Here is a 17776-nt window from a genome sequence, read left to right as displayed (position 1 = left end):
TCTTATGGTCGAGTGAATACATCAGATATATCGACGGGTGGCCGCCATGGGTGCAGCGTGGGAAACCAGTCGGCGGACTGCGTTGCGCGGCGGGGTGGCCCTCGCGGCTCTGGCTGCCACCGCGGGGACCGCGTTCGCTGATCCGAAGCCGGGGCGACGGTTGCCGTTCCTGCTCGACATGGTCCAGAACAATCCCGGCGAACCACTGTTTTCCAGTCGCTTCAACGATCCTGCGACGTTGAAGGCGTACGGCTACGACGGTCAGGTGATCAACGAATTCACCCCGCCGCAAACCGCGATCACCTTCGAGACGTTCGACGAGCGCATTTTCCCCGCTGGCTCAACGGGTCGCGCGTGGGTCGATGCCACCGCGGAGAAGATCGACGCGCACATCGCGCGAGCGCACGCGGCGGGCATCGCGGCGTATTTCTTCACCGACATCATCGTGCTGCCGAAACGCCTGGTCGAGCTGTACGGCGACCAAATTCTCGACAGCCAAGGCAGAATCAGTTTCGACCGCCCGCTCACGCAGCAGATCCACCGGCGCATGCTGCGCGAGATCTGCGCGCGTTTTCCCGGCCTGGACGGAATTGTCGTGCGCACCGGCGAGACGTACGTGCAGAACGTCCCGTTCCACACTGGAAACAATCCGATCACCAACGGCGCCACCAGTCATCTGACCCTGCTCGGCATCCTCCGCGACGAGTTGTGCGTACGCGCTGGCAAGCGGGTCTTCTACCGCACCTGGTCGACCGGCGGCGACAAGCTCACCAGCGACCCGGACTTCTACCGGCAGGTCACCGACCAGGTCGAAACGCACGAAAACCTGATCTTCTCGATCAAGCACACCGCGAAAGACTTCTGGCGGACCATCCCGTTCAACCGCACCATCGGGGTCGGCAACCACCGGCAGATCATCGAAGTGGAATGCCAGCGCGAATACGAGGGCAAAGGCGCGTTCCCGAATTACGTGATCGATGGCGTAGTCAACGGTTTCGAAGAATTCCGCACCCAGCCGCGCACCGGTCCGATCGGGCTCGCCGAGGTCGCCGACAATCCCATCATCGCCGGCATCTGGACCTGGTCCCGCGGCGGCGGATGGCGCGGACCGTATCTGCGGAACGAACTGTGGTGCGACCTCAACACCTGGGTCATCGCCCGCTGGACTCGCGACACCGGCCTCGGCGAGGAAGGCGCGTTCACCGAATACGCGACGACGCGCCTCGGCCTGCACGGCGACCAGGTCCGCCGCTTCCGCCGGCTGGCGTTGCTGTCGGCGGCCGCCGTACTGCGCGGGCACTACAGTGCGGTGCACCCGATGGGCAGGCTGATGTGGACCCGCGACCAGTTCCTCGGCGGCTCCGACAAGGATCTGACCAGCGATTATGATGCAATCATCGCAATGGGGCGGGTCGAGTCGGTGCTCGCCGAGAAAGCCGCCGCGGCCCGGATGTGGGACGAAATCGTCGCGCTGTCCGGCACGCTTCCGCTGCGCGATCACGCTGATCGAACCTACTTGCGAGTGTCCGCGCGCTACGGTCAATCCTGGCACCGCGTCGTGCACCACGGCTGGGAAGTAATGCTGCGCGGTTACGCTGGCGGGTACGACAAAGCCGTGCTGCGCTACCACCTCGCCTGCTACGACGCGGAATGGCAACGCTGGCAACGACTTGCGAAAGCCGAGCCGTCCTGCGCGACGCTGTACCAGCCGTACAGCTTCGGCCCGAAAGGCCCGGACGGGCTGTACAACGCCGACCCGGACCACGGCATCAAACCGGCCACCGACTATTACCGTCGCCTTCTGTCCAGTTAGGACTGAACGGCGCCCCACCACAGAAAGTCTCGCGCCCGGGTAGCCGCGACCAGTCGCTGCCGACTGCGCAACTCGTGCTGTTCCTCTTGCTCCGCAGGGTCTTCCGGCGCAGGACGCGGCAATTGGACGACCAGCACCGCGCGAAAGTCGAGCCCCTTCGCCCGGTGCACAGTCCCGACGTGCAGCCGGTCCTCGGCCGCTCCGACGTACCGTTCGAGAGCACGCGTCGGAACGCCAGCGGATTCCAGCAGCCGCCGGCACTGATCGGCATCCGCATTGCTGAAGGTGATCAACGCTGTCTCCCCGAGCGGAATCTCCAGCGCACGGACAGCCGCAGCCAGTGCGTCCGGCAGTTCGGCCGGGGTGCCGGTCCAGGACTGCACTACGCCGCCCTCGTTGACCGAATCCGCGTCCCGCAGCGCAACCCCCGCCGCGCCGTCCAAATCGTCCACCGCGTTGATCCGCCGGGCGAAGTCGAGAATGCTCGCACGGTTGCGGTAGTTGACCTTGAGCACCTCGCCGCGGCCCTGGATCGGGATCCCGGCGTCGGACAACCGCCAGCCACCGGGATAGACCTGCTGCTGTCCGTCGCCGACGAGCAGCAGTTGATTCGGCCCGTCGCCGGCGATCGTGCGCAACAGCCGCAGGCCGGTCAACGTCATGTCCTGCGCCTCGTCCACCACCACGGACGCATAAGGCTCTTCGAGCGGCTGTCGTTCGAGTTCGATGCTCGCCCGGGACAGCAGGTCATGGAAGTCGTGCAACCCGTTCGCGGCCAGATTTTCCTCGTACGCGGTGTACAGCTGCCAGACCTTCTCGCGCTGGCCGCGGTCGAGCCGGAGCCCGCGCCGGGCTCGGTGAATGGACTGGTACTTCTCCAGCGTCCGGATGCCCTGGCCCTTGATGATGCGCTGGACCTCGGTCTCCCAGTAGTCGTAGTTCGGACCCAGCCGCTCCAGGGGTTCGCGATGCTCCTTCCACGCGCGCCCGAACGCGTCCTTGGTGAGCCGCGAATGGGTGTTCAGCTCGATGCCCCGCCGCTGGAGGAACGCTCGCGCCCACGCGTGCAGGCTGACGAACTGCGCTCGATCGGCCAGCTCCGGGGCCAGCCGCCGGAACGTGGTCTCGTTGACCGGCGGCAGCGTGCGCACGAACGTCGTGAACAGCAGCGGGCCGGTGCTCCGGCGGCCGACGTGCCGCATCCGGTGCAGCGCGACCACGGTCTTCCCGGTCCCGGCCGGACCGCTGATCCGCGCCGGACCGGAGTAGTTCCGCGCCGCCAGCGCGGCCTGGTCGGGATGCAGAAACGTCATCCACGTTTCGAACGGCCGCTCCACCGCGGCGATCAACTGCTCGTCCGCGACGCTCTCGGCCGAGAGCAGCTCGAACGACCCGGCTTCCTTCTCCGGAGCCGAGACCGTCAGCCACTCGTAGCCACGCAACCGCGCGGCGAGCCCGTCGGCGATCTTGGCGGCTTGCCGCGCGGTCAGATGCACCGTGTCGCGCCGGAAAAGCTGGTCCAGTTTGGCCGCTGGCAACGACCAGAACGGCCCGGCGTTGCGCGGCCCCGGCGAAGAATCCGCGCCGACGATCGCGACCAGCGTCACCGCGCTCCGGGCAATGCGCTGTCCGCCTGGGCCGGGCAGTCCGGCGAACCGTTCTTCCGCGTCCCGCGCCACCTCTCGCATCGTCGCCTCGTCCGGCGCGGGATCGGTGACAACAACTGCGAACACCCCGGCGCGGCCGATCAGGAAGGCGTCGGCGGTCCCCGGGGCTCCGGTGCGCACCGCCAGATGCCAGCCTTCGGCGGTCCGCTCCAGCAACCCGGCCAGCGCGTTGCGCCGCAGGGGATCCCGGAACCGCTCCGCGATCAGTCGCGTGGCCTGCCGCTGGACCTGCCTGCGGGCGTGCGTGCTGAGTCCCACGGAACCCCCGCGTTACGCCGCGACCGCACGCCGCGAAGCCCACCACTCCTTCGCCGGGCCAGCCCCGGCCCACAACGCGAACACCGCCACCACAGCGACCAAAGCCGTCCAGTACGCGACCGGCGGCGCGGACTCCGTCTGCCGTTCCCCGAGCAGCCAAGGCCGCATCCGCGACTGCACCCAGAACGCGCCGTACCCGAGCACGGTCACCAAAACCGCCCCCGTCAGCGCAGGTCGCGGCAGAAGGAAGGCCAGGTCCACCGCGATCCCGACGGCCAGCAGATAGAACGGCACCGTCGACACCGGGAAGCCCAGCGCCAGCAGCAGCGGCCACATCACGCACCGGTACGCGACATACGCGCCGGCCACGGTCAGCCCGGCCCAGCGCCGTCCGACGGTCTTGCGGGCGAGCACGAGGATCAGCGCCGAAACCCCGATGCCCCACAGCGGGTACACCCACTCCGGGATCGGCATCGTGAAGTGCACCACCGCGGCCCGGTCGACCGGGTGGCCGATCTGGTTGGCGGCGAAGGAAAGCAGTGTCGGCTCCGCCTCGGGCGTACCGCGTTCCCAGGCCCGCAGGCCGAGGATGCCGTACTCCTGCTGCCCGTTCGGGAAGAAGGTGTTCTCCAGGAAGAACGCCCACAGCGCGAGCAGCACCCCGGTGCGGAAACGGCCCGGCGGGGACAGCCGCAGCCAGCCGAGCAGGACGCCCGCCTGCATGATGCCGGTGCCGAGGTACAGCATCATGTGCGACGGGCTCCACGCGGTCAGGTCGAGGCCGTTCACGCGGTGGTTGATCACGTCGAGCGGCGCGGCGACCAGGAACACGATCAGCCCGGCCTGCATGAGCCGCAGCGAGCGCCGGTCGCAGCCGAGGCCGGTGTAGCTGTGGATCGCCACCAGCACGACGATGATCACCGTGCCGACGGTGTTGATCAGGTGCGGCGGGGCGAGGTCGTCGCGCAGCCACTTGAAGTGCCACGACATGTCCCACGACGACCCGACGAGCTTGAACGCGAACGCGGTCAGCCACATGCCGTAACAGAACCGCAGCACCCACGCCGGCGTCGGTGCTCCCGGCGCGCCGCGGTGCCAGTGCGTCGCGAAGAAAAGCCTGGTCTTGCCCACGGGTCCGCGCGGGACCGCGGGGCAGGCGACGTCTTCAACCGCCTTCGTCATAGGCGCCATCATTCCCTGCCGCAAGAGGACGCGGCGGGAGAAGGGGCAAAAACCGGGGTTCACCCCTACGGGTGGCGGACTTGCCCTCGCGCCGCCCGGCACGGCAGGGTGTCGGCCCATGATGCCGAAACGAGCCGTCGCCGCCGTGCTGATCGCAGCACTCGTTCTGGCCGGCGGAGGCGTGCTGACCAGCCTGTTCCTCTGAGCCGGGAGCATCGTGGGCACAATGGCGGCATGACGCACAACCTGCTGGGCCCCGAGCCCACGCTGCTGCCCGAGCACACCGACGCGCAGGCCGCGCTCGACTCCGGGACGGACCCGTCCGCCGTGGCCGCCGAACACCCCGACTACAGCGAGGCCTGGGCCACGCTCGCCGAACGCGCGCTCGCCGACGGCGAGACCGTCGCCGCCTACGCCTACGCCCGCACCGGCTACCACCGCGGTCTCGACCAGCTCCGCCGCGCCGGCTGGAAGGGCTTCGGCCCGGTGCCGTGGGCACACCGGCCGAACCAGGGTTTCCTGCGCGCGCTCGCCGCGCTCGGCACCGCGGCGGGCCGGATCGGCGAGTCCGAGGAGTACGAACGCTGCAAGACGTTCCTCGCCGACTCCGACCCGGCCGCGGCCGAGGCGACCGGCCTGAAGTGACGCGGGCCGCCGGTCGCGCCCCGGCGAAAACCCGGGCGTGACCGGGCCGCCTGCCCACCTTCGGGTGACAGCTAGAGGTGTTCGCATTTGGTGACACCTACAAAGGCGGCCATGCGAGGCACGGCCATGCTCACCCCCCGGATCCGCACCCTCGGCACCGCGTTGCGCGAGGCCCGGATCGACGCCCGTTTCGGACTGCGCGAACTCGCCCGGCGAGTCGGCACCAACCCCGCGCTGGTGTCGAATTGGGAGCTGGGACAACGGGTTCCCGCGCTCGAGGACGTCGCGGGCATCCTCGGCGCGCTCGGCGTCGTGGGTGCGGAGAAACAACGGATCCTGCAACTGGCGCGCGGCACCGCCGAACCGGGCTGGGTCGCCCGAGGCAAACAGTCCGACCCGGACCATCTCGGCGGGCTGCTCGCGTGCGAACGCGCCGCGACGTCGGTCGTCGAATGGCAGCCGCTTCTCGTGCCGGGACTGCTGCAGATCCCGGATTACGCGCGGGCGCTGTTCCTCGCCGACGGATTGCCGCTGAAGGACGCGGAACGCCAGGCGGAGATCCGGATGATGCGCCGTCCGCTGGTGGTCGGCCCCGGCGCGATTCCGTGTGAGGTGCTGCTGGGCGAGGCAGCATTGCGCAATCCGGTCGGCGGACCGGCGACGATGGCCCGGCAGCTGCGTTTCCTCGCCGATCTCATGGCGACGTCGGCGAAGCTGTCGGTCCGCGTCGTGCCCGCGGGCTACGGCGGACATCCCGGTCTGGCCGGCCGGTTTTGCGTGTACTACGTGGAGGTCGGCGACCCGATCGTCTACTTCGAGCACCAGCACTCGGGGGCCTTCCTCCTCGACGAGGGGACCGACACCTACTGCGAGGTCGCGGACCGGATCCGCGAAGTCTCCCTGGATTCCCGCGCGTCGGCGGCGTTCGTGCAGCGCACCGCGCAGGAGTTCAGGGAGATCGCGCAGGGGAAAAAGCCGGAGGGGCCTAGGAATATGCTCGGTTAGCCGGTACGTCGACCGCGATCCGCAGTTCGCTTTGCAGCAGGTTCTTCGACACCGAAAACCCGTGCCGCAGGTAAGCCGGGATCGCGCGATCCGAGGAATGCACGGTCACCCGCTCCATCCCGAATTCCGCGGCCAGCCGCAGTGTCGCCTCGATCAGGAGCCCGCCGACGCCGCTGTCACGCGCTTCCGGCACCACGTACACGCATTGCACGTCGCCGCAGACCCGCGAAAAGTCGTGCGGTGTCGGCACTCTGGGGGTTAGCGCGAGGAAGGCCATGCCGAGCACGTGTTCGTCCCGCACCGCGACCAGACAGCGATGCGTTTCGGCGTGCGCGCGAGCCCAAGCGGCGAACTCGCGGACGAAATCGGCCTGAGCACAGTGCAGCGGACCGCCTTGGTCGGCAACCCACCGCCAGCGCAACGCGGCGACGGCGGGGAGTTCGTCGTCGCGGGCTGGGCGGATCTCGGTGAGCGGCACAGGTTTTACTAATCCGACCATAAGTCGGCCGACCCCCCTTCGGTACGTAACCGTTGCTACGAAGCCATTAGGCCGTGACGGTGGCCGGATTAGCAATCATCGGCACAGTGTCTCCGAATTCCGGGGCTGACGAAGGATGGACCCGGCCGGCCGGGGGAGGGTGCCGGCCGGGTCCGAGGTCGTCAGGCGACTGCCGCGAGTTCCCGGGTCGGCGGCGTGACCGAGCCGACGACCCGGTTTCGGCCGCTGTTCTTCGCCGCATACACCGCGGCGTCGGCCGCGGCCATCACTTCCTCGATGCTTGTCCCGTCCAGCGGGAACGCGGCCACCCCGATCGACGCGGTCCGGTTCTCGATCGAGACCGCCTCGCCTTCGTTCGTCTGGGTCGGGATCACCAGCTCGCTGATCCGCTGCCGGATTCGTTCCGCTGTCACGATCGCGTCTTCCTTCGACGTCGACGGCAGCAGCGCCACGAACTCCTCGCCGCCGAACCGGCCGACGAGGTCGTGTGCCCGGGTTTCCTGTTTCACCACGGCGGCAACGGCTTTGAGCACGTCATCGCCCGCGAGATGGCCGAACGTGTCGTTGATCCGCTTGAAGTGGTCGAGGTCGATCATCAGCGCGCCGAAGCTGCCGTTCTCGCGCTCGGCGCGGGAGATCTCGCGCTGCGCGCCGTCCTGCCAGGTGGTGGCGTTGAGCAGCTGCGTTTTCTGGTCCGTGGTCGCGAGTTCCTCGAGCCGCTTGATCAGCATCGACCGCTGCAGCACGTAGAGCGGCAGGATCACCAGCACCGACAGCAGCGGTTCGTGGCTCAGCACCATCACGAGCAGCCCGCCGACGCACAGGGTCGCCAGTTCCAGCAGGTTGTCGTCCATCGTGCCCAGGCACGATTCGGCCGTCGCCTTCGCCGGGTCGCCGAGGTACAGACCAAGGCCGGTCAGCGCGGTGTTGACCAGGAAGTATCCGAGTGCGCCCGCCACCACGGTGGTGACGCTGTGGCCGTCCGCGAGGTGTCCGGCCAGCGCGGCGCCGAAACCGGAAAGGATCATCGTGGTCGCGTTGGCCGCGACGCGGTGCGCCTCACCGGGGCGCGTGCCGTTCCAGCTGCGGAACGCCAGGTAGACGTAGATGATCACGCCCAGCGCGGCCACCAGCTGCGGCGGCACCAGCAGTGCCGCCGGAAGCAGCCACACCGAGGTGACGGTGATGTGCGGGCCCTGGCTCAGCATCCGGCGCTGCCGCTCGATCTGCCGGGTGACCTCAGTCTGCGCGATCGCCAGTCCGACGAGCATGCACAGGATGCCGATCTGGCCGAGACTGACCGGGAACACCAGCGTGCTGACCACGGTGAGCACCACCGTGACGGCCATGCTCGTCAGCGTGACCGCGACCCACTGACGCGGTCGAGTCCAGAGCGACCACCGGGAAACCGCATCGCGCAGCCCCAGACCAGAAAATTCCCCCAATGTGACCATTCTTCCCCCCGGGTCTTGCGCGGATCTCCAGTGACACTCGCCTTACTCACAGTTTCAGACCGTTTGCCGCCTGTCCACAAGGGCCTTAGGTGTGTACATTTTTCCCGAACACGCCGGATGAAGGGTGACCAGCGATGCGCAGCAAGGAACAGTGACCGCGTAGCAGCACCGCAAGGTCGCGCAGGTCAGAGCCTCACGCGCGGGGCATGTCGGGGTACTTAGGCATGTTCGGCGCGTGTGGCTTCCTTCGCTGACCCGTCTTCAGCCTGCCCGGAAACACTCCGCTGCCACGCGATCGCGAGCGGAATCGTGATCAGCAGGCCGGCCAATCCGAAGATCCCGACCGTCGTCTGCGCGCTCACGTGGTCCGCGATGACCCCGCCGATCAGCGGCGTCACGCCCATCGTCGTGGTCAATCCGGTGTTCGACAGCCCCATCGTCTGCGCCCGGCTCTCGTCCGGGACCGCGACCGTCAGCGACGCCGTCGCCTGCAGCAGCGCGATCGTGCCGAAGCCGCCGGAGATCACGAACAGGATCACCGAGACGACCGGGCCCGGCTGCAGGAAGCAGAGCAGCAGCGGGATCGCGGCGAGCGCGGTCATCGGGCCGATCAGCTTCGGCCGGATCCCGGCGGGCACCCAGCGCGTGTAGACGAACGTGAAGATCACGCTGCCCACCGGGTCGGCGGCGAGCAGGAAGCCGATCATCTCGGACCCGCCGCCCGAGGAAGCGACGTACGGCGCGGCAATGCCCTCATACACCGGCATCAGCCCGGCGAGCCACGTGAAGACCATCAAGGAACGCAACGCCGTGGTCGCGAAGGCGACGCGGCCGCCCGCGCTCAGCGAGGAGAAGAACGGCTTGCGTTTTTCGCCGCTGGCCGCCGCGGGGCGGGCCTTCAGTCCGAAGCGGAGGAAGAGCGCGGAGAGCACGAAGGTGCCCGCGTCGAGCACCAGGGCGAGGCGGGCGTCCATCGCGAGCAGCAGCGCGCCGCCGCCGGCGAAACCGAGCAGCTGCGCCGACTGGACCGTCATGCTCCGGATGCCCATGCCGACCACGAATCGGTCGCCTTCGAGCACCTGTGGCAGCAATGCCAGCTGAGACGCCTTGAACGGCGGATTCAGCAGTGAAACACAGCCGACGAGCACGCATAGTGCCCAGAACGGCAATCCGGGAATGGCAACGCACAGAATCAGCGCCGCACGTGTGGCATCGACGGTGACCATGACCGCCCGGCGCGGGAAGCGGTCGGCGAGTCCGGTGAGGAAGATGCCGCCCAGCAGCGACGGGAAGAACGTGAGCGCGTAGGTGAGACCGGTCAGCGTCGCCGAACCGGTGTTGGCGTAGACGAGGACGGACAACGCGACTCGGGCCAGCTGGTCACCGGCGATAGACAGCAGTTCGCCGAACCACATCGCGCGGAACTCGGCGACTCCGAACACCTCGCGGAAAGTGACCCGGTGTGGTGCTGTCGTCATGCGTGTTCTCCCCGCTGCTGTGCGCGGACGGTGCCGCACTTGTGACCAACGGGTGACCCTAGATCCTCCTGGTCACGGGTCGGTCACACGAAGTGAGTTGTCAAGCTCAGTGTCTCGTGACTGTTGGTGATTCTCTAGGTTCTTTCGCCGGTATCCGACAGGTCACGGTCAGTTCGCCACGTGTCCAGACGATAGCGCTCCGCACTCCCCGCCGGGGCCGGTTCGATCTTTGTGGTTTGTGCCACATCCGTTCGAGCGGCCCGTCCGCAGAGTGGAACGGCCGCCGCGCGGCCACCCAGCCGCGTAGCTTCGCCCGAGTGACCGCTCTCCCGACGTTCACGCTCGCCATCGTGGGCGCCGGACCTCGCGGGGTCGGCGTCCTCGAACGGCTGTCCGCGAACGCCGCCGGCCTGCTCGGCGACCGGCGGATCGAAGTCCATCTCATCGACCCGTTCCCGCCCGGCCCCGGCCGCGTGTGGCGGTACGAGCAGTCGCCGCTGCTGCGGATGAACTCGATGCCCGAGGACGTCACCGTGTTCACCGACGACACCGTCCGGATCGACGGTCCGGTGCGGCCGGGTCCGTCGCTGATCGAGTGGGTGCGGCAGGTGCGCGCGGGCAAGCTCGCCTATCCGGTGCCGGACGACGTCCGCGCCGAGTTCGACAGCCTCGCCTCTACGGATTTCCCGACCCGGCGGCTGCAAAGCCGGTACCTGGAGTGGTTCTACCGCGAGGTGGTGGCCGAATTGCCGCCCGGCATCACGGTGGTCGAGCACCTCGCCACGGCCGAGAGCATCGACGACGACGAGACCGTGCGGCTTTCCGACGGCACGACCGTGTCCGCCGACGCCGTGGTGCTGACTGTCGGCCACCTCGACGCGGTCCCCGACTCTCGCGAACGCGAGTTGGAGTCGTTCGCCGAGCAGCACGAGCTGTCCTACTACCCCGCTGGCTACACCGCGGACGTCGACTACTCCGCGGTGCCCGCCGGAGAACCGGTGCTAGTACGCGGTTTTGGCCTCGCGTTCGTCGATCTGATGCTGTTGCTCACGGAGGGGCGGGGCGGCCGGTTCGAGGAACTGCCGTGTGGCGGCTTGCGCTACCACCCGAGCGGCGCCGAGCCGGTGCTGCACGTCGGCTCCCGGCGCGGGGTTCCGTATCACGCGAAGACTGGCTACCGGTTGCGCGGGAAACCGTTGCAGCTGCCCAGATTCTTTGACAAGCGCGCCATTGACGGGCTGACCGGTCCGCTCGACTTCCGCGCGGACGTGTGGCCGCTCATCGCGAAGGAACTCGCCTGGGCGTACTACACCGAGCTGTTCACCGGGCATCCGGATCGCGTGCGCACGGATTTCGCGATCTTCGCGGACAAATTCGCCGACCTGCCGTGGTGTTCGTCCGAAATGGACGATCTGATCGCGACTGCGGTGCCCGCGCTGGAAGACCGGCTCGATCTGGAGCGGCTGGACCGGCCGTTCGCGGGCCGCCGGTTCGATTCCGGCGAGGAATTCGGGAAAGCGGTACGGAAATACATCGAGTCCGATCTGGCACGCCGGGCGGACGTGCACTACAGCGCGGACCTCGGCGCGTTCATGGCCCTGCTGTCCGTGATCGGTCAACTGCCCGCGCTGCTCGCGACCGGGCGGCTGACCGCCGCGTCTCAAGTATCCGATATGGACGGTTGGTTCCACGGATTCTTCTCTTACTACGCGAGCGGCCCACCGCCGCGCCGGCTCGACGAACTGCTCGCTCTAGCGGACGCTGGCGTCGTGTCATTCCTCGGCGCGGACATCTCGATCGCCGCGGACGAGACGGCCGGGACGTTCGTCGCGTCGAGCACCAGTCATCCGGACACCGTCGCCGCGCGTACGTTGATCGAGGCGCGCCTGCCGGACGCGAGCGTTCCGCGAGTGTCCGACCCGCTGCTGCGCAATCTGCGGGATACTGGTGCGCTGGCCGAGGAAACCGTGCCGGACGTCGATGGCGCGACGTTGCCGTCCGGGCGGATCGCCACGACGCTCAACGACTTCCGGCTGGTCACTGTGGACGGATCGGCGCATCCGCGGCGGTTCGCGGTGGGCCCGCACACGAGCGTCCGCTCGGCAGGAGCCTTCACGAGGCCGCGCACGAATGCGATCTCGTTTCGGCAGAACGACGCGCTGGCAAGGGAAATCCTGCGGCTGGCTAACCCTTGACCGCCGGTGCGATCTGCTGCGCCCATTCCCACGGCGCGGCGGTGTCGCCGGGCAGCGAGTTGAAGTACTCCCAGCCGTCGATGCCGCCGAAATCCGAGTACTTCTGAACGAGGCCGCCGACCGTGTTCTTCAGCGTCGGCATGTCGACGTAACCGTTGCAGTTAGCCGGATTCGTGACCGTTCCGGCCACGACCTTGCTCGCCGGAACGACGCCGTGGCCGATGATCTGATCGTAGCCCGAGGTGTCCGCCAGCGAGCCCCAGCCACAGTAGAACTGGGCGTTGAACCAGGAGATCTTGTCGCCGCGTTCGCGGTAGAGCCGGTCGTAGTCGAGGCCGGAAAGACCGCCCCCGCCGCTGAGTTCGGTCGCGACCGGCGCGAGGGTGATCAGGAAGTCCGGGCCGAAGTCGTTGCGCAGCGCGTCGATCACCCGGTTCAGCGCGTCGTTCGACATCTGCTCCTCGACGTCGAGGTCGATGCCGGACAGCGAATGGTCGCGGATCAGGTTGCGCAGCAACGGGTAGTAGGTGTCGAAGTCCTGCTCGAGGCGCTGGAAGCTGCCCTTCGCCGCACCGCCGACGAACGCGAGCGTGTGCACGCCTTTGCTTCGCATCGTGGCGAGATCAGCCCACATCTGCGTGAATTTGGCGTCCGACGGCGGATCGTCGTTGAGCGTCATGGTTCCGCCGTCGTTGAGGTGCACGGCTCCGACGATCACGTCAGTGACGCCGGTGTCGTGATCGGTGAGCCCCAACGGAGAGATGTACGACCCGTTTTGGTGCGTCGTTTGGTAGTAGACAACGACTCTGCGTCCGGTCGCCGCCGTCGCCGGGACTGCCCCGCAGAGCACCAGGAACACCGCCAGCACCGCCGCCGTGATCTTCCGCATGGCTTCGGACCATAGGACGGCAGCGGTGCCCGCGGTAGGGCCGATCGACTCAGCAGCGGCCCAGCATGTCCGTCAGCGCAGATTTCTCCGCCGAATTCACGGTGAGCTTGAACTTGTACTTGACCGTCACCCACATCTTGGCGTAGGTGCACCAGTAACCGGTGGACGGCGGCTTCCACTGGTCCGGCGACTTGTCGCCCTTTTCCTGGTTCACGTTGTCAGTCACCGCGATCAGCTGCGGGTCGGAGAGGTCGTTGGCGTAGGCCTGGCGCTGGTCCTGGGTCCAGGACGAGGCTCCGGTGCGCCACGCGTCGGCGAGCGGCACCACGTGGTCGATGTCCACATCGGACGGAGAGCTCCAGGTCGCCCCGTCGTACGGCGAGGTCCATTTGCCCGACGTCGGATAGCAGTCGGAGCCGACCTGGACGTTCGTGCCGTCGCGCTTGAGCACCATCTCGCGCGTGTTGCAGCTGTTGCCCTGGTCGATCCAGTGCGGGAACTTGTCGCGGCTGTAGCCGTCCTGCGAGCCGTCCGGTTTCACGGTGAGACCGGCGAGCTGGCTCTTCGCGGTGTCCGCCGACGGAATGCCCGGCGGGGTGGCGTCGGCGACGCCGACCGTGACCGAGCCGAGCAGCGCGACGCCGGCCAGGACGGTCAAGGAGTTGCGAACTGTACGTGTGGTCGGCATATTGCTGCCTTCCTGGTCAGATGCGGGACTGATTCACCTTTGACCACGAAAGTGGCGTGCGCAACACCGTCAGGTGACAGGAAGCCGACCTTCTGTAAACGGAAAGTCACCGAGAGTCCAAGTTTGCTTGAACCTCGTCCGCGCTATCGGGTCAGCCGCGAACCGCTCGAAGATCGACTGTGTGCCGGTACCAGGTTCGCCGGGTAATCTCGCGATCCTGCGCGACACCATCGATGACCAGCGAAGACGTCGGCACGCAGCCGAGCTGGAAGGCGCGCCCGCGGAACGTCGCGGACCGTTTGAGGAGCTTGCCGCGGGTGATTCGAGCGGTCACTCCGGAGCCGTCCGGTGCGACCTCGATGCCGGAAACCGAACCGTCGAAAGCCACCTGTTCGTCGCAATACGCCTGGCCCTTGACATCGCGCAGGGTCGCGTGCCCGAGGAGCACGCCGCCGGTGTCGTCGCGGACGAGGGAGATCTCGGCGTCCTCGCCCTTCCAGGCGAGCGCGAACGCCTCGTCCGGGTCCGAAGGCAGCCGCCAGTGCGCGGCGACGCGAGAGGCGGACTCAGTGGCCACGAAACCGACTGACACGCCCGGGAGGACTTCGCGGCGCATGAGACGCACCACCACGGCGGCGAGGTCGGCGTCGGAGCCCAGCACGACGAGCCGGTCGTGTTCCCCCAGCAAGGGGTCGATTTCCGCCTTGCCGGGACGGGGCCCGGCGTGCACCAGCGGGACGTCGCCGAGCCGCGCGGGGAGATCCGCCGCGGCGCCGCAGGCCACCACTATTCCGCGCACTCCGGCGTCCTCCGTTAAAGTCATGCACCGGCATTTACCAGCGCCACCCGTGTCCCCGTCCGGGGTCACTATTCCTATTGCCGAACACCTGGAGTGTCACATGCCGGCCATCGTGCTGATCGGTGCCCAGTGGGGGGACGAGGGCAAGGGCAAGGCCACCGACCTGCTCGGCGACCGCGTCCAGTGGGTCGTCCGCTACCAGGGCGGCAACAACGCGGGCCACACGGTCGTGCTGCCGAACGGCGAGAACTTCGCGCTGCACCTCATCCCGTCGGGGATCCTGACGCCGGGCGTGACGAACGTCATCGGCAACGGCGTGGTCATCGACCCCGGCGTGCTGCTGGACGAACTGGCCGGTCTCGAGGAGCGCGACGTCGACACCAGCAAGCTGCTGATCTCGGCCGACGCGCACTTGATCATGCCCTACCACGTGGCGATCGACAAAGTCACCGAGCGCTACCTCGGCAGCCGCAAGATCGGCACCACCGGCCGCGGCATCGGCCCGTGCTACCAGGACAAGATCGCCCGGGTCGGCGTCCGCGTGCAGGACCTGCTCGACGAGAAGATCTTCCGGCAGAAGGTCGAGGCGGCACTGGAATTCAAGAACCAGGTGCTGGTCAAGGTCTACAACCGCAAGGCGCTCGACGCCGACCAGGTCGCCGACGAGGTGCTCGCCGCCGGCGAGAAGTTCGCGCACCGCATCGCCGACACGCGGCTGCAGCTGAACCAGGCCCTGGAGCGCGGCGAGACGGTGCTGCTGGAGGGCTCGCAGGGCACGCTGCTCGACGTGGACCACGGCACGTACCCGTTCGTCACGTCGTCGAACCCGACGTCCGGCGGCGCGGGCTCGGGCTCGGGCATCGGCCCGGGCCGCATCACGACCGTGCTGGGCATCCTGAAGGCATACACGACCCGCGTCGGCTCCGGCCCGTTCCCGACCGAGCTCGACGACGAGTCCGGCGAGTACCTGCGCAAGCAGGGCGGCGAGTTCGGCGTCACCACCGGCCGCTCCCGGCGCACCGGCTGGTTCGACGCGGTGATCGCCCGGTACGCGGTGCGGGTCAACGGAATCACCGACTACTTCCTGACCAAGCTGGACGTGCTGTCCGGCCTGGAGAAGGTCCCGGTGTGCGTCGGCTACGAGGTGGACGGCTTCCGCACCTCGGACATGCCGATGACGCAGACCGACGTGCACCACGCGGTCCCGATCTACGAAGAGCTGCCGGGCTGGTTCGAGGACATCTCGAACTGCCGCACGTACGACGAGCTGCCTGCCAACGCGCGGGCTTACGTCGAGCGGATCGAGGAACTGTCGGGCGCACGGGTTTCGGCGATCGGCGTCGGCCCCGGCCGGGAGCAGACGATCGTGCGGCACGAGTTCGCCTGAGTTTGTTGCGTCTGTCGTCTGCCGTTCGATGAGAGCGGCATGACGACGGACGACGCTGCCGGTCGGCCAGGCCGGGTGCAGAAACTGCCGGAGCTGCGGTGGTGGTGGGTAGCCGCTGCCGCCGCGGCGACCGCGGTCCTGATCGCCGCGGCTACTTGGCTGCTCGTGAGCCAGGTAGCGACGGCTCCGACGTCGGACACGGCCAGAGCCGAACTGGACGCCATCCGCACGGCACTGAGCCTCGCGGTCGGCACGGGCGGCGCGTTCGCGCTGTGGCTCGCCGCGCGACGGCAGCGGTCGACGGAAATCCAGATCCGAGAGACGATCGCCGCCACCGCCGAGGACCAGCGCCACCGGGAGCGGGTCCAGCTCGCGACGGAGTTCGACCTGACCGAGCGGCGGATCACCGAGCTGTACGCCAAGGCTGTCGAACAGATCGGTTCGGACAAGGTACCGGTTCGGCTGGGCGGGTTGTATGCGCTCGAACGGCTGGCCAACGCGAATCCGACGCTTCGACAGGCCGTCGTCAATGTCATTTGCGCGTATCTCCGGATGCCGTTTCCGAAGCCTTCGTGGGACTACGAAAGCTCGAGAGCGGCCGAGCTGGAAAGCGGCATGTCGGAGGCCGAGCGGCGGGAACGCGAGGAACTTCCGGTACGGCTCGCCGCGCAGGGAGTGCTGGCGGATCACCTCCGGGAGGCGGACGGCTCCCCGGAGAAATGGGGTGCCCTCGACCTGGACCTGAGCCGCGCGGTCTTGATCGATTTCCGGTTTGAGGGGTGCGCTGTCGGCAAAGCCCGGTTCCGCGGCACCCTGTTCTTGGTCGTGGCCAGGTTCGACAACACCGTCTTCCACGGAGAGACCTGGTTCTATCAGTCCGATTTCGACCGGCTGGCGAGCTTCTCCGGGGCGAAGTTTGTCGATCGGGCCGTCTTCACGGGTGCCCGGTTCGGCTGGAATCTCCTGGCGAGAGGCACGCGATTTCTCGGCGGAGCCTGGTTTACTCCCTCGGAGTTTTGCGGAATATGCGATTTCCGCGACGGGGAGTTCGCTCGATTCATCGAGTTCGACGAGCGGCCGAAGCTCGGTGAGCAGGTCGGCGGTACGTGGTCGTGGGACGAATTTCCCAGCACCCGCTTCAACTTCCGGGGTGCCAGGATCGGGCAGCTGGCGGAGGAGCCGACGCTGCCCGACCGGTGGCGTGTTGGCGCTGACGGGACGCTGACCTATCGCGGCGAACTGGATCCGTCGTGATCGGCGTGCTCAGCGAACCGTTGTGGTGACTGGGGTTTGGTTGCGGAACAGGTCGAGCACCGGGCAGTGCTCGTCCACCGCGCGGCGGAGTTGTTCGTAGACCTCGGGCGCGGCCGGACCGTCGAGTTCCACGGTCACCCGCACGTCGCTGAAGCCGGGCCGGGTCGATTCGTCGAAGCCGAAGAAGCCGTGCAGGTCCAGGTCTCCGTCCACCTTCACGCGCACTCCGTCCAGCGGGATGCCGAGGCGGGCGGCCCAGAACTGGTACGTGATCACCTGGCAGGACCCGAGCGCGGCCAGCGCGTACTCGACGGGGTTCGCCGCCTGGTCGGTGCCGCCGAGGGCGGGCGGCTCGTCCACGGTGAACGCGTGGTCGCGCACCCGGACGTCCACCACCGTCGCGGTGTTCGCGGCCAGCGCGTGGTCGACGCTGAACGACACCGCCGCGTTGTGCCGGTCCGTCTGCACGGCTTGCCGGGTGCCGTCGATGACGTCGGTCAGTGACATCGGTCCTCCTGGAGTCGTCGGGCGTCCAGGGTGCGGGTCTGCCGCGGTGCCGGGCA

15 protein-coding genes are annotated in these 17776 nt (G+C 68.0%); 6 read left to right on the top strand and 9 right to left on the bottom strand.

What is annotated here, in order from left to right; all coding sequences use genetic code 11:
- Positions 1–46 precede the first annotated feature (46 nt).
- Positions 47–1813, top strand: coding sequence for a hypothetical protein (locus tag H4281_RS21925; RefSeq protein WP_220507604.1), 1767 nt, complete (start codon positions 47–49; stop codon positions 1811–1813).
- Here the strand turns inward: H4281_RS21925 and H4281_RS21920 are convergent.
- Together H4281_RS21920 and H4281_RS21915 are read right to left on the bottom strand one after the other, a co-directional pair.
- Positions 1810–3738 carry a UvrD-helicase domain-containing protein gene (locus H4281_RS21920; protein WP_182892808.1) on the bottom strand — a complete coding sequence of 643 codons (1929 nt, stop codon included), beginning with the start codon at positions 3736–3738 and terminating at the stop codon, positions 1810–1812. The two genes, H4281_RS21925 and H4281_RS21920, sit on opposite strands and share 4 nt — an antisense overlap.
- Positions 3739–3750: 12 nt before the next feature.
- Positions 3751–4920, bottom strand: coding sequence for a hypothetical protein (locus H4281_RS21915; protein ID WP_182892807.1), 1170 nt, complete (start codon positions 4918–4920; stop codon positions 3751–3753).
- Positions 4921–5154: 234 nt separating this feature from the next.
- On the opposite strand from H4281_RS21915, the gene H4281_RS21910 reads away from it, so the two are divergent.
- Both H4281_RS21910 and H4281_RS21905 read left to right on the top strand, forming a co-directional pair.
- Positions 5155–5565, top strand: coding sequence for a DUF3151 domain-containing protein (locus H4281_RS21910; RefSeq protein ID WP_182892806.1), 411 nt, complete (start codon positions 5155–5157; stop codon positions 5563–5565).
- Positions 5566–5676: 111 nt separating this feature from the next.
- Positions 5677–6570: a helix-turn-helix domain-containing protein gene (locus tag H4281_RS21905; protein ID WP_182892805.1), complete on the top strand. Its 894-nt coding sequence runs from the start codon at positions 5677–5679 to the stop codon at positions 6568–6570.
- Here H4281_RS21905 and H4281_RS21900 read toward each other — a convergent pair.
- From H4281_RS21900 to H4281_RS21890, 3 genes are all read right to left on the bottom strand, one after another.
- Positions 6551–7048 carry a GNAT family N-acetyltransferase gene (locus H4281_RS21900; protein WP_446680390.1) on the bottom strand — a complete coding sequence of 166 codons (498 nt, stop codon included), beginning with the start codon at positions 7046–7048 and terminating at the stop codon, positions 6551–6553. The two genes, H4281_RS21905 and H4281_RS21900, sit on opposite strands and share 20 nt — an antisense overlap.
- A gap of 182 nt (positions 7049–7230) precedes the next feature.
- Complete coding sequence (locus H4281_RS21895) at positions 7231–8418, bottom strand: sensor domain-containing diguanylate cyclase (RefSeq protein ID WP_246412172.1); 1188 nt, start codon at positions 8416–8418, stop codon at positions 7231–7233.
- Between the two features lie 323 nt (positions 8419–8741).
- Complete coding sequence (locus H4281_RS21890; RefSeq protein WP_182892803.1) at positions 8742–10001, bottom strand: MFS transporter; 1260 nt, start codon at positions 9999–10001, stop codon at positions 8742–8744.
- A gap of 317 nt (positions 10002–10318) precedes the next feature.
- Here H4281_RS21890 and H4281_RS21885 point away from each other — a divergent pair, with 317 nt between their 5' ends.
- Entirely contained in the window at positions 10319–12196 is a 1878-nt protein-coding gene (locus H4281_RS21885; RefSeq protein ID WP_182892802.1) for an FAD/NAD(P)-binding protein, read from the top strand.
- Here the strand turns inward: H4281_RS21885 and H4281_RS21880 are convergent.
- The 3 genes from H4281_RS21880 to H4281_RS21870 all read right to left on the bottom strand — a co-directional run bounded on the left by H4281_RS21880 (position 12186) and on the right by H4281_RS21870 (position 14596).
- Positions 12186–13085 carry a glycosyl hydrolase family 18 protein gene (locus tag H4281_RS21880; RefSeq protein ID WP_182892801.1) on the bottom strand — a complete coding sequence of 300 codons (900 nt, stop codon included), beginning with the start codon at positions 13083–13085 and terminating at the stop codon, positions 12186–12188. The genes H4281_RS21885 and H4281_RS21880 overlap by 11 nt on opposite strands.
- Before the next feature lie 49 nt (positions 13086–13134).
- Complete coding sequence (locus H4281_RS21875; RefSeq protein ID WP_043834747.1) at positions 13135–13773, bottom strand: HNH endonuclease family protein; 639 nt, start codon at positions 13771–13773, stop codon at positions 13135–13137.
- Between the two features lie 151 nt (positions 13774–13924).
- On the bottom strand, positions 13925–14596 hold the full coding sequence (locus tag H4281_RS21870; protein ID WP_182892800.1) for a hypothetical protein: 672 nt from the start codon (positions 14594–14596) through the stop codon (positions 13925–13927).
- 76 nt (positions 14597–14672) lie between these two features.
- Here H4281_RS21870 and H4281_RS21865 point away from each other — a divergent pair, with 76 nt between their 5' ends.
- Positions 14673–15959, top strand: a complete 1287-nt coding sequence (locus tag H4281_RS21865) for an adenylosuccinate synthase (protein ID WP_067577432.1) — start codon at positions 14673–14675, stop codon at positions 15957–15959.
- 39 nt (positions 15960–15998) lie between these two features.
- Positions 15999–17213 (top strand): pentapeptide repeat-containing protein, encoded by a 1215-nt coding sequence (locus H4281_RS21860; RefSeq protein ID WP_182892799.1) that lies wholly within the window; start codon positions 15999–16001, stop codon positions 17211–17213.
- Between the two features lie 9 nt (positions 17214–17222).
- On the opposite strand, the gene H4281_RS21855 is transcribed toward H4281_RS21860, so the two are convergent.
- Positions 17223–17720 (bottom strand): OsmC family protein, encoded by a 498-nt coding sequence (locus tag H4281_RS21855; RefSeq protein ID WP_182892798.1) that lies wholly within the window; start codon positions 17718–17720, stop codon positions 17223–17225.
- Positions 17721–17776: the final 56 nt, after the last annotated feature.

Origin of the sequence: Amycolatopsis dendrobii, from assembly GCF_014145675.1 — a bacterium.
Taxonomy (GTDB): domain Bacteria; phylum Actinomycetota; class Actinomycetes; order Mycobacteriales; family Pseudonocardiaceae; genus Amycolatopsis; species Amycolatopsis dendrobii.
Note: the sequence above shows the minus strand (reverse complement) of the source record. Positions and strands in the feature narration are given on the sequence as shown.

Excerpts from the sequence above, each read along its gene's own strand:
- H4281_RS21925 (WP_220507604.1), top strand. The coding sequence starts at position 47 with ATGGGTGCAGCGTGGGAAACCAGTCGGCGGACTGCGTTGCGCGGCGGG.
- H4281_RS21915 (WP_182892807.1), bottom strand. The coding sequence starts at position 4,920 with ATGACGAAGGCGGTTGAAGACGTCGCCTGCCCCGCGGTCCCGCGCGGA.
- H4281_RS21910 (WP_182892806.1), top strand. The coding sequence starts at position 5,155 with ATGACGCACAACCTGCTGGGCCCCGAGCCCACGCTGCTGCCCGAGCAC.
- H4281_RS21905 (WP_182892805.1), top strand. The coding sequence starts at position 5,677 with ATGCGAGGCACGGCCATGCTCACCCCCCGGATCCGCACCCTCGGCACC.
- H4281_RS21895 (WP_246412172.1), bottom strand. The coding sequence starts at position 8,418 with ATGGCCGTCACGGTGGTGCTCACCGTGGTCAGCACGCTGGTGTTCCCG.
- H4281_RS21890 (WP_182892803.1), bottom strand. The coding sequence starts at position 10,001 with ATGACGACAGCACCACACCGGGTCACTTTCCGCGAGGTGTTCGGAGTC.
- H4281_RS21880 (WP_182892801.1), bottom strand. The coding sequence starts at position 13,085 with ATGCGGAAGATCACGGCGGCGGTGCTGGCGGTGTTCCTGGTGCTCTGC.
- H4281_RS21875 (WP_043834747.1), bottom strand. The coding sequence starts at position 13,773 with ATGCCGACCACACGTACAGTTCGCAACTCCTTGACCGTCCTGGCCGGC.
- H4281_RS21870 (WP_182892800.1), bottom strand. The coding sequence starts at position 14,596 with ATGACTTTAACGGAGGACGCCGGAGTGCGCGGAATAGTGGTGGCCTGC.
- H4281_RS21865 (WP_067577432.1), top strand. The coding sequence starts at position 14,673 with ATGCCGGCCATCGTGCTGATCGGTGCCCAGTGGGGGGACGAGGGCAAG.
- H4281_RS21860 (WP_182892799.1), top strand. The coding sequence starts at position 15,999 with ATGACGACGGACGACGCTGCCGGTCGGCCAGGCCGGGTGCAGAAACTG.
- H4281_RS21855 (WP_182892798.1), bottom strand. The coding sequence starts at position 17,720 with ATGTCACTGACCGACGTCATCGACGGCACCCGGCAAGCCGTGCAGACG.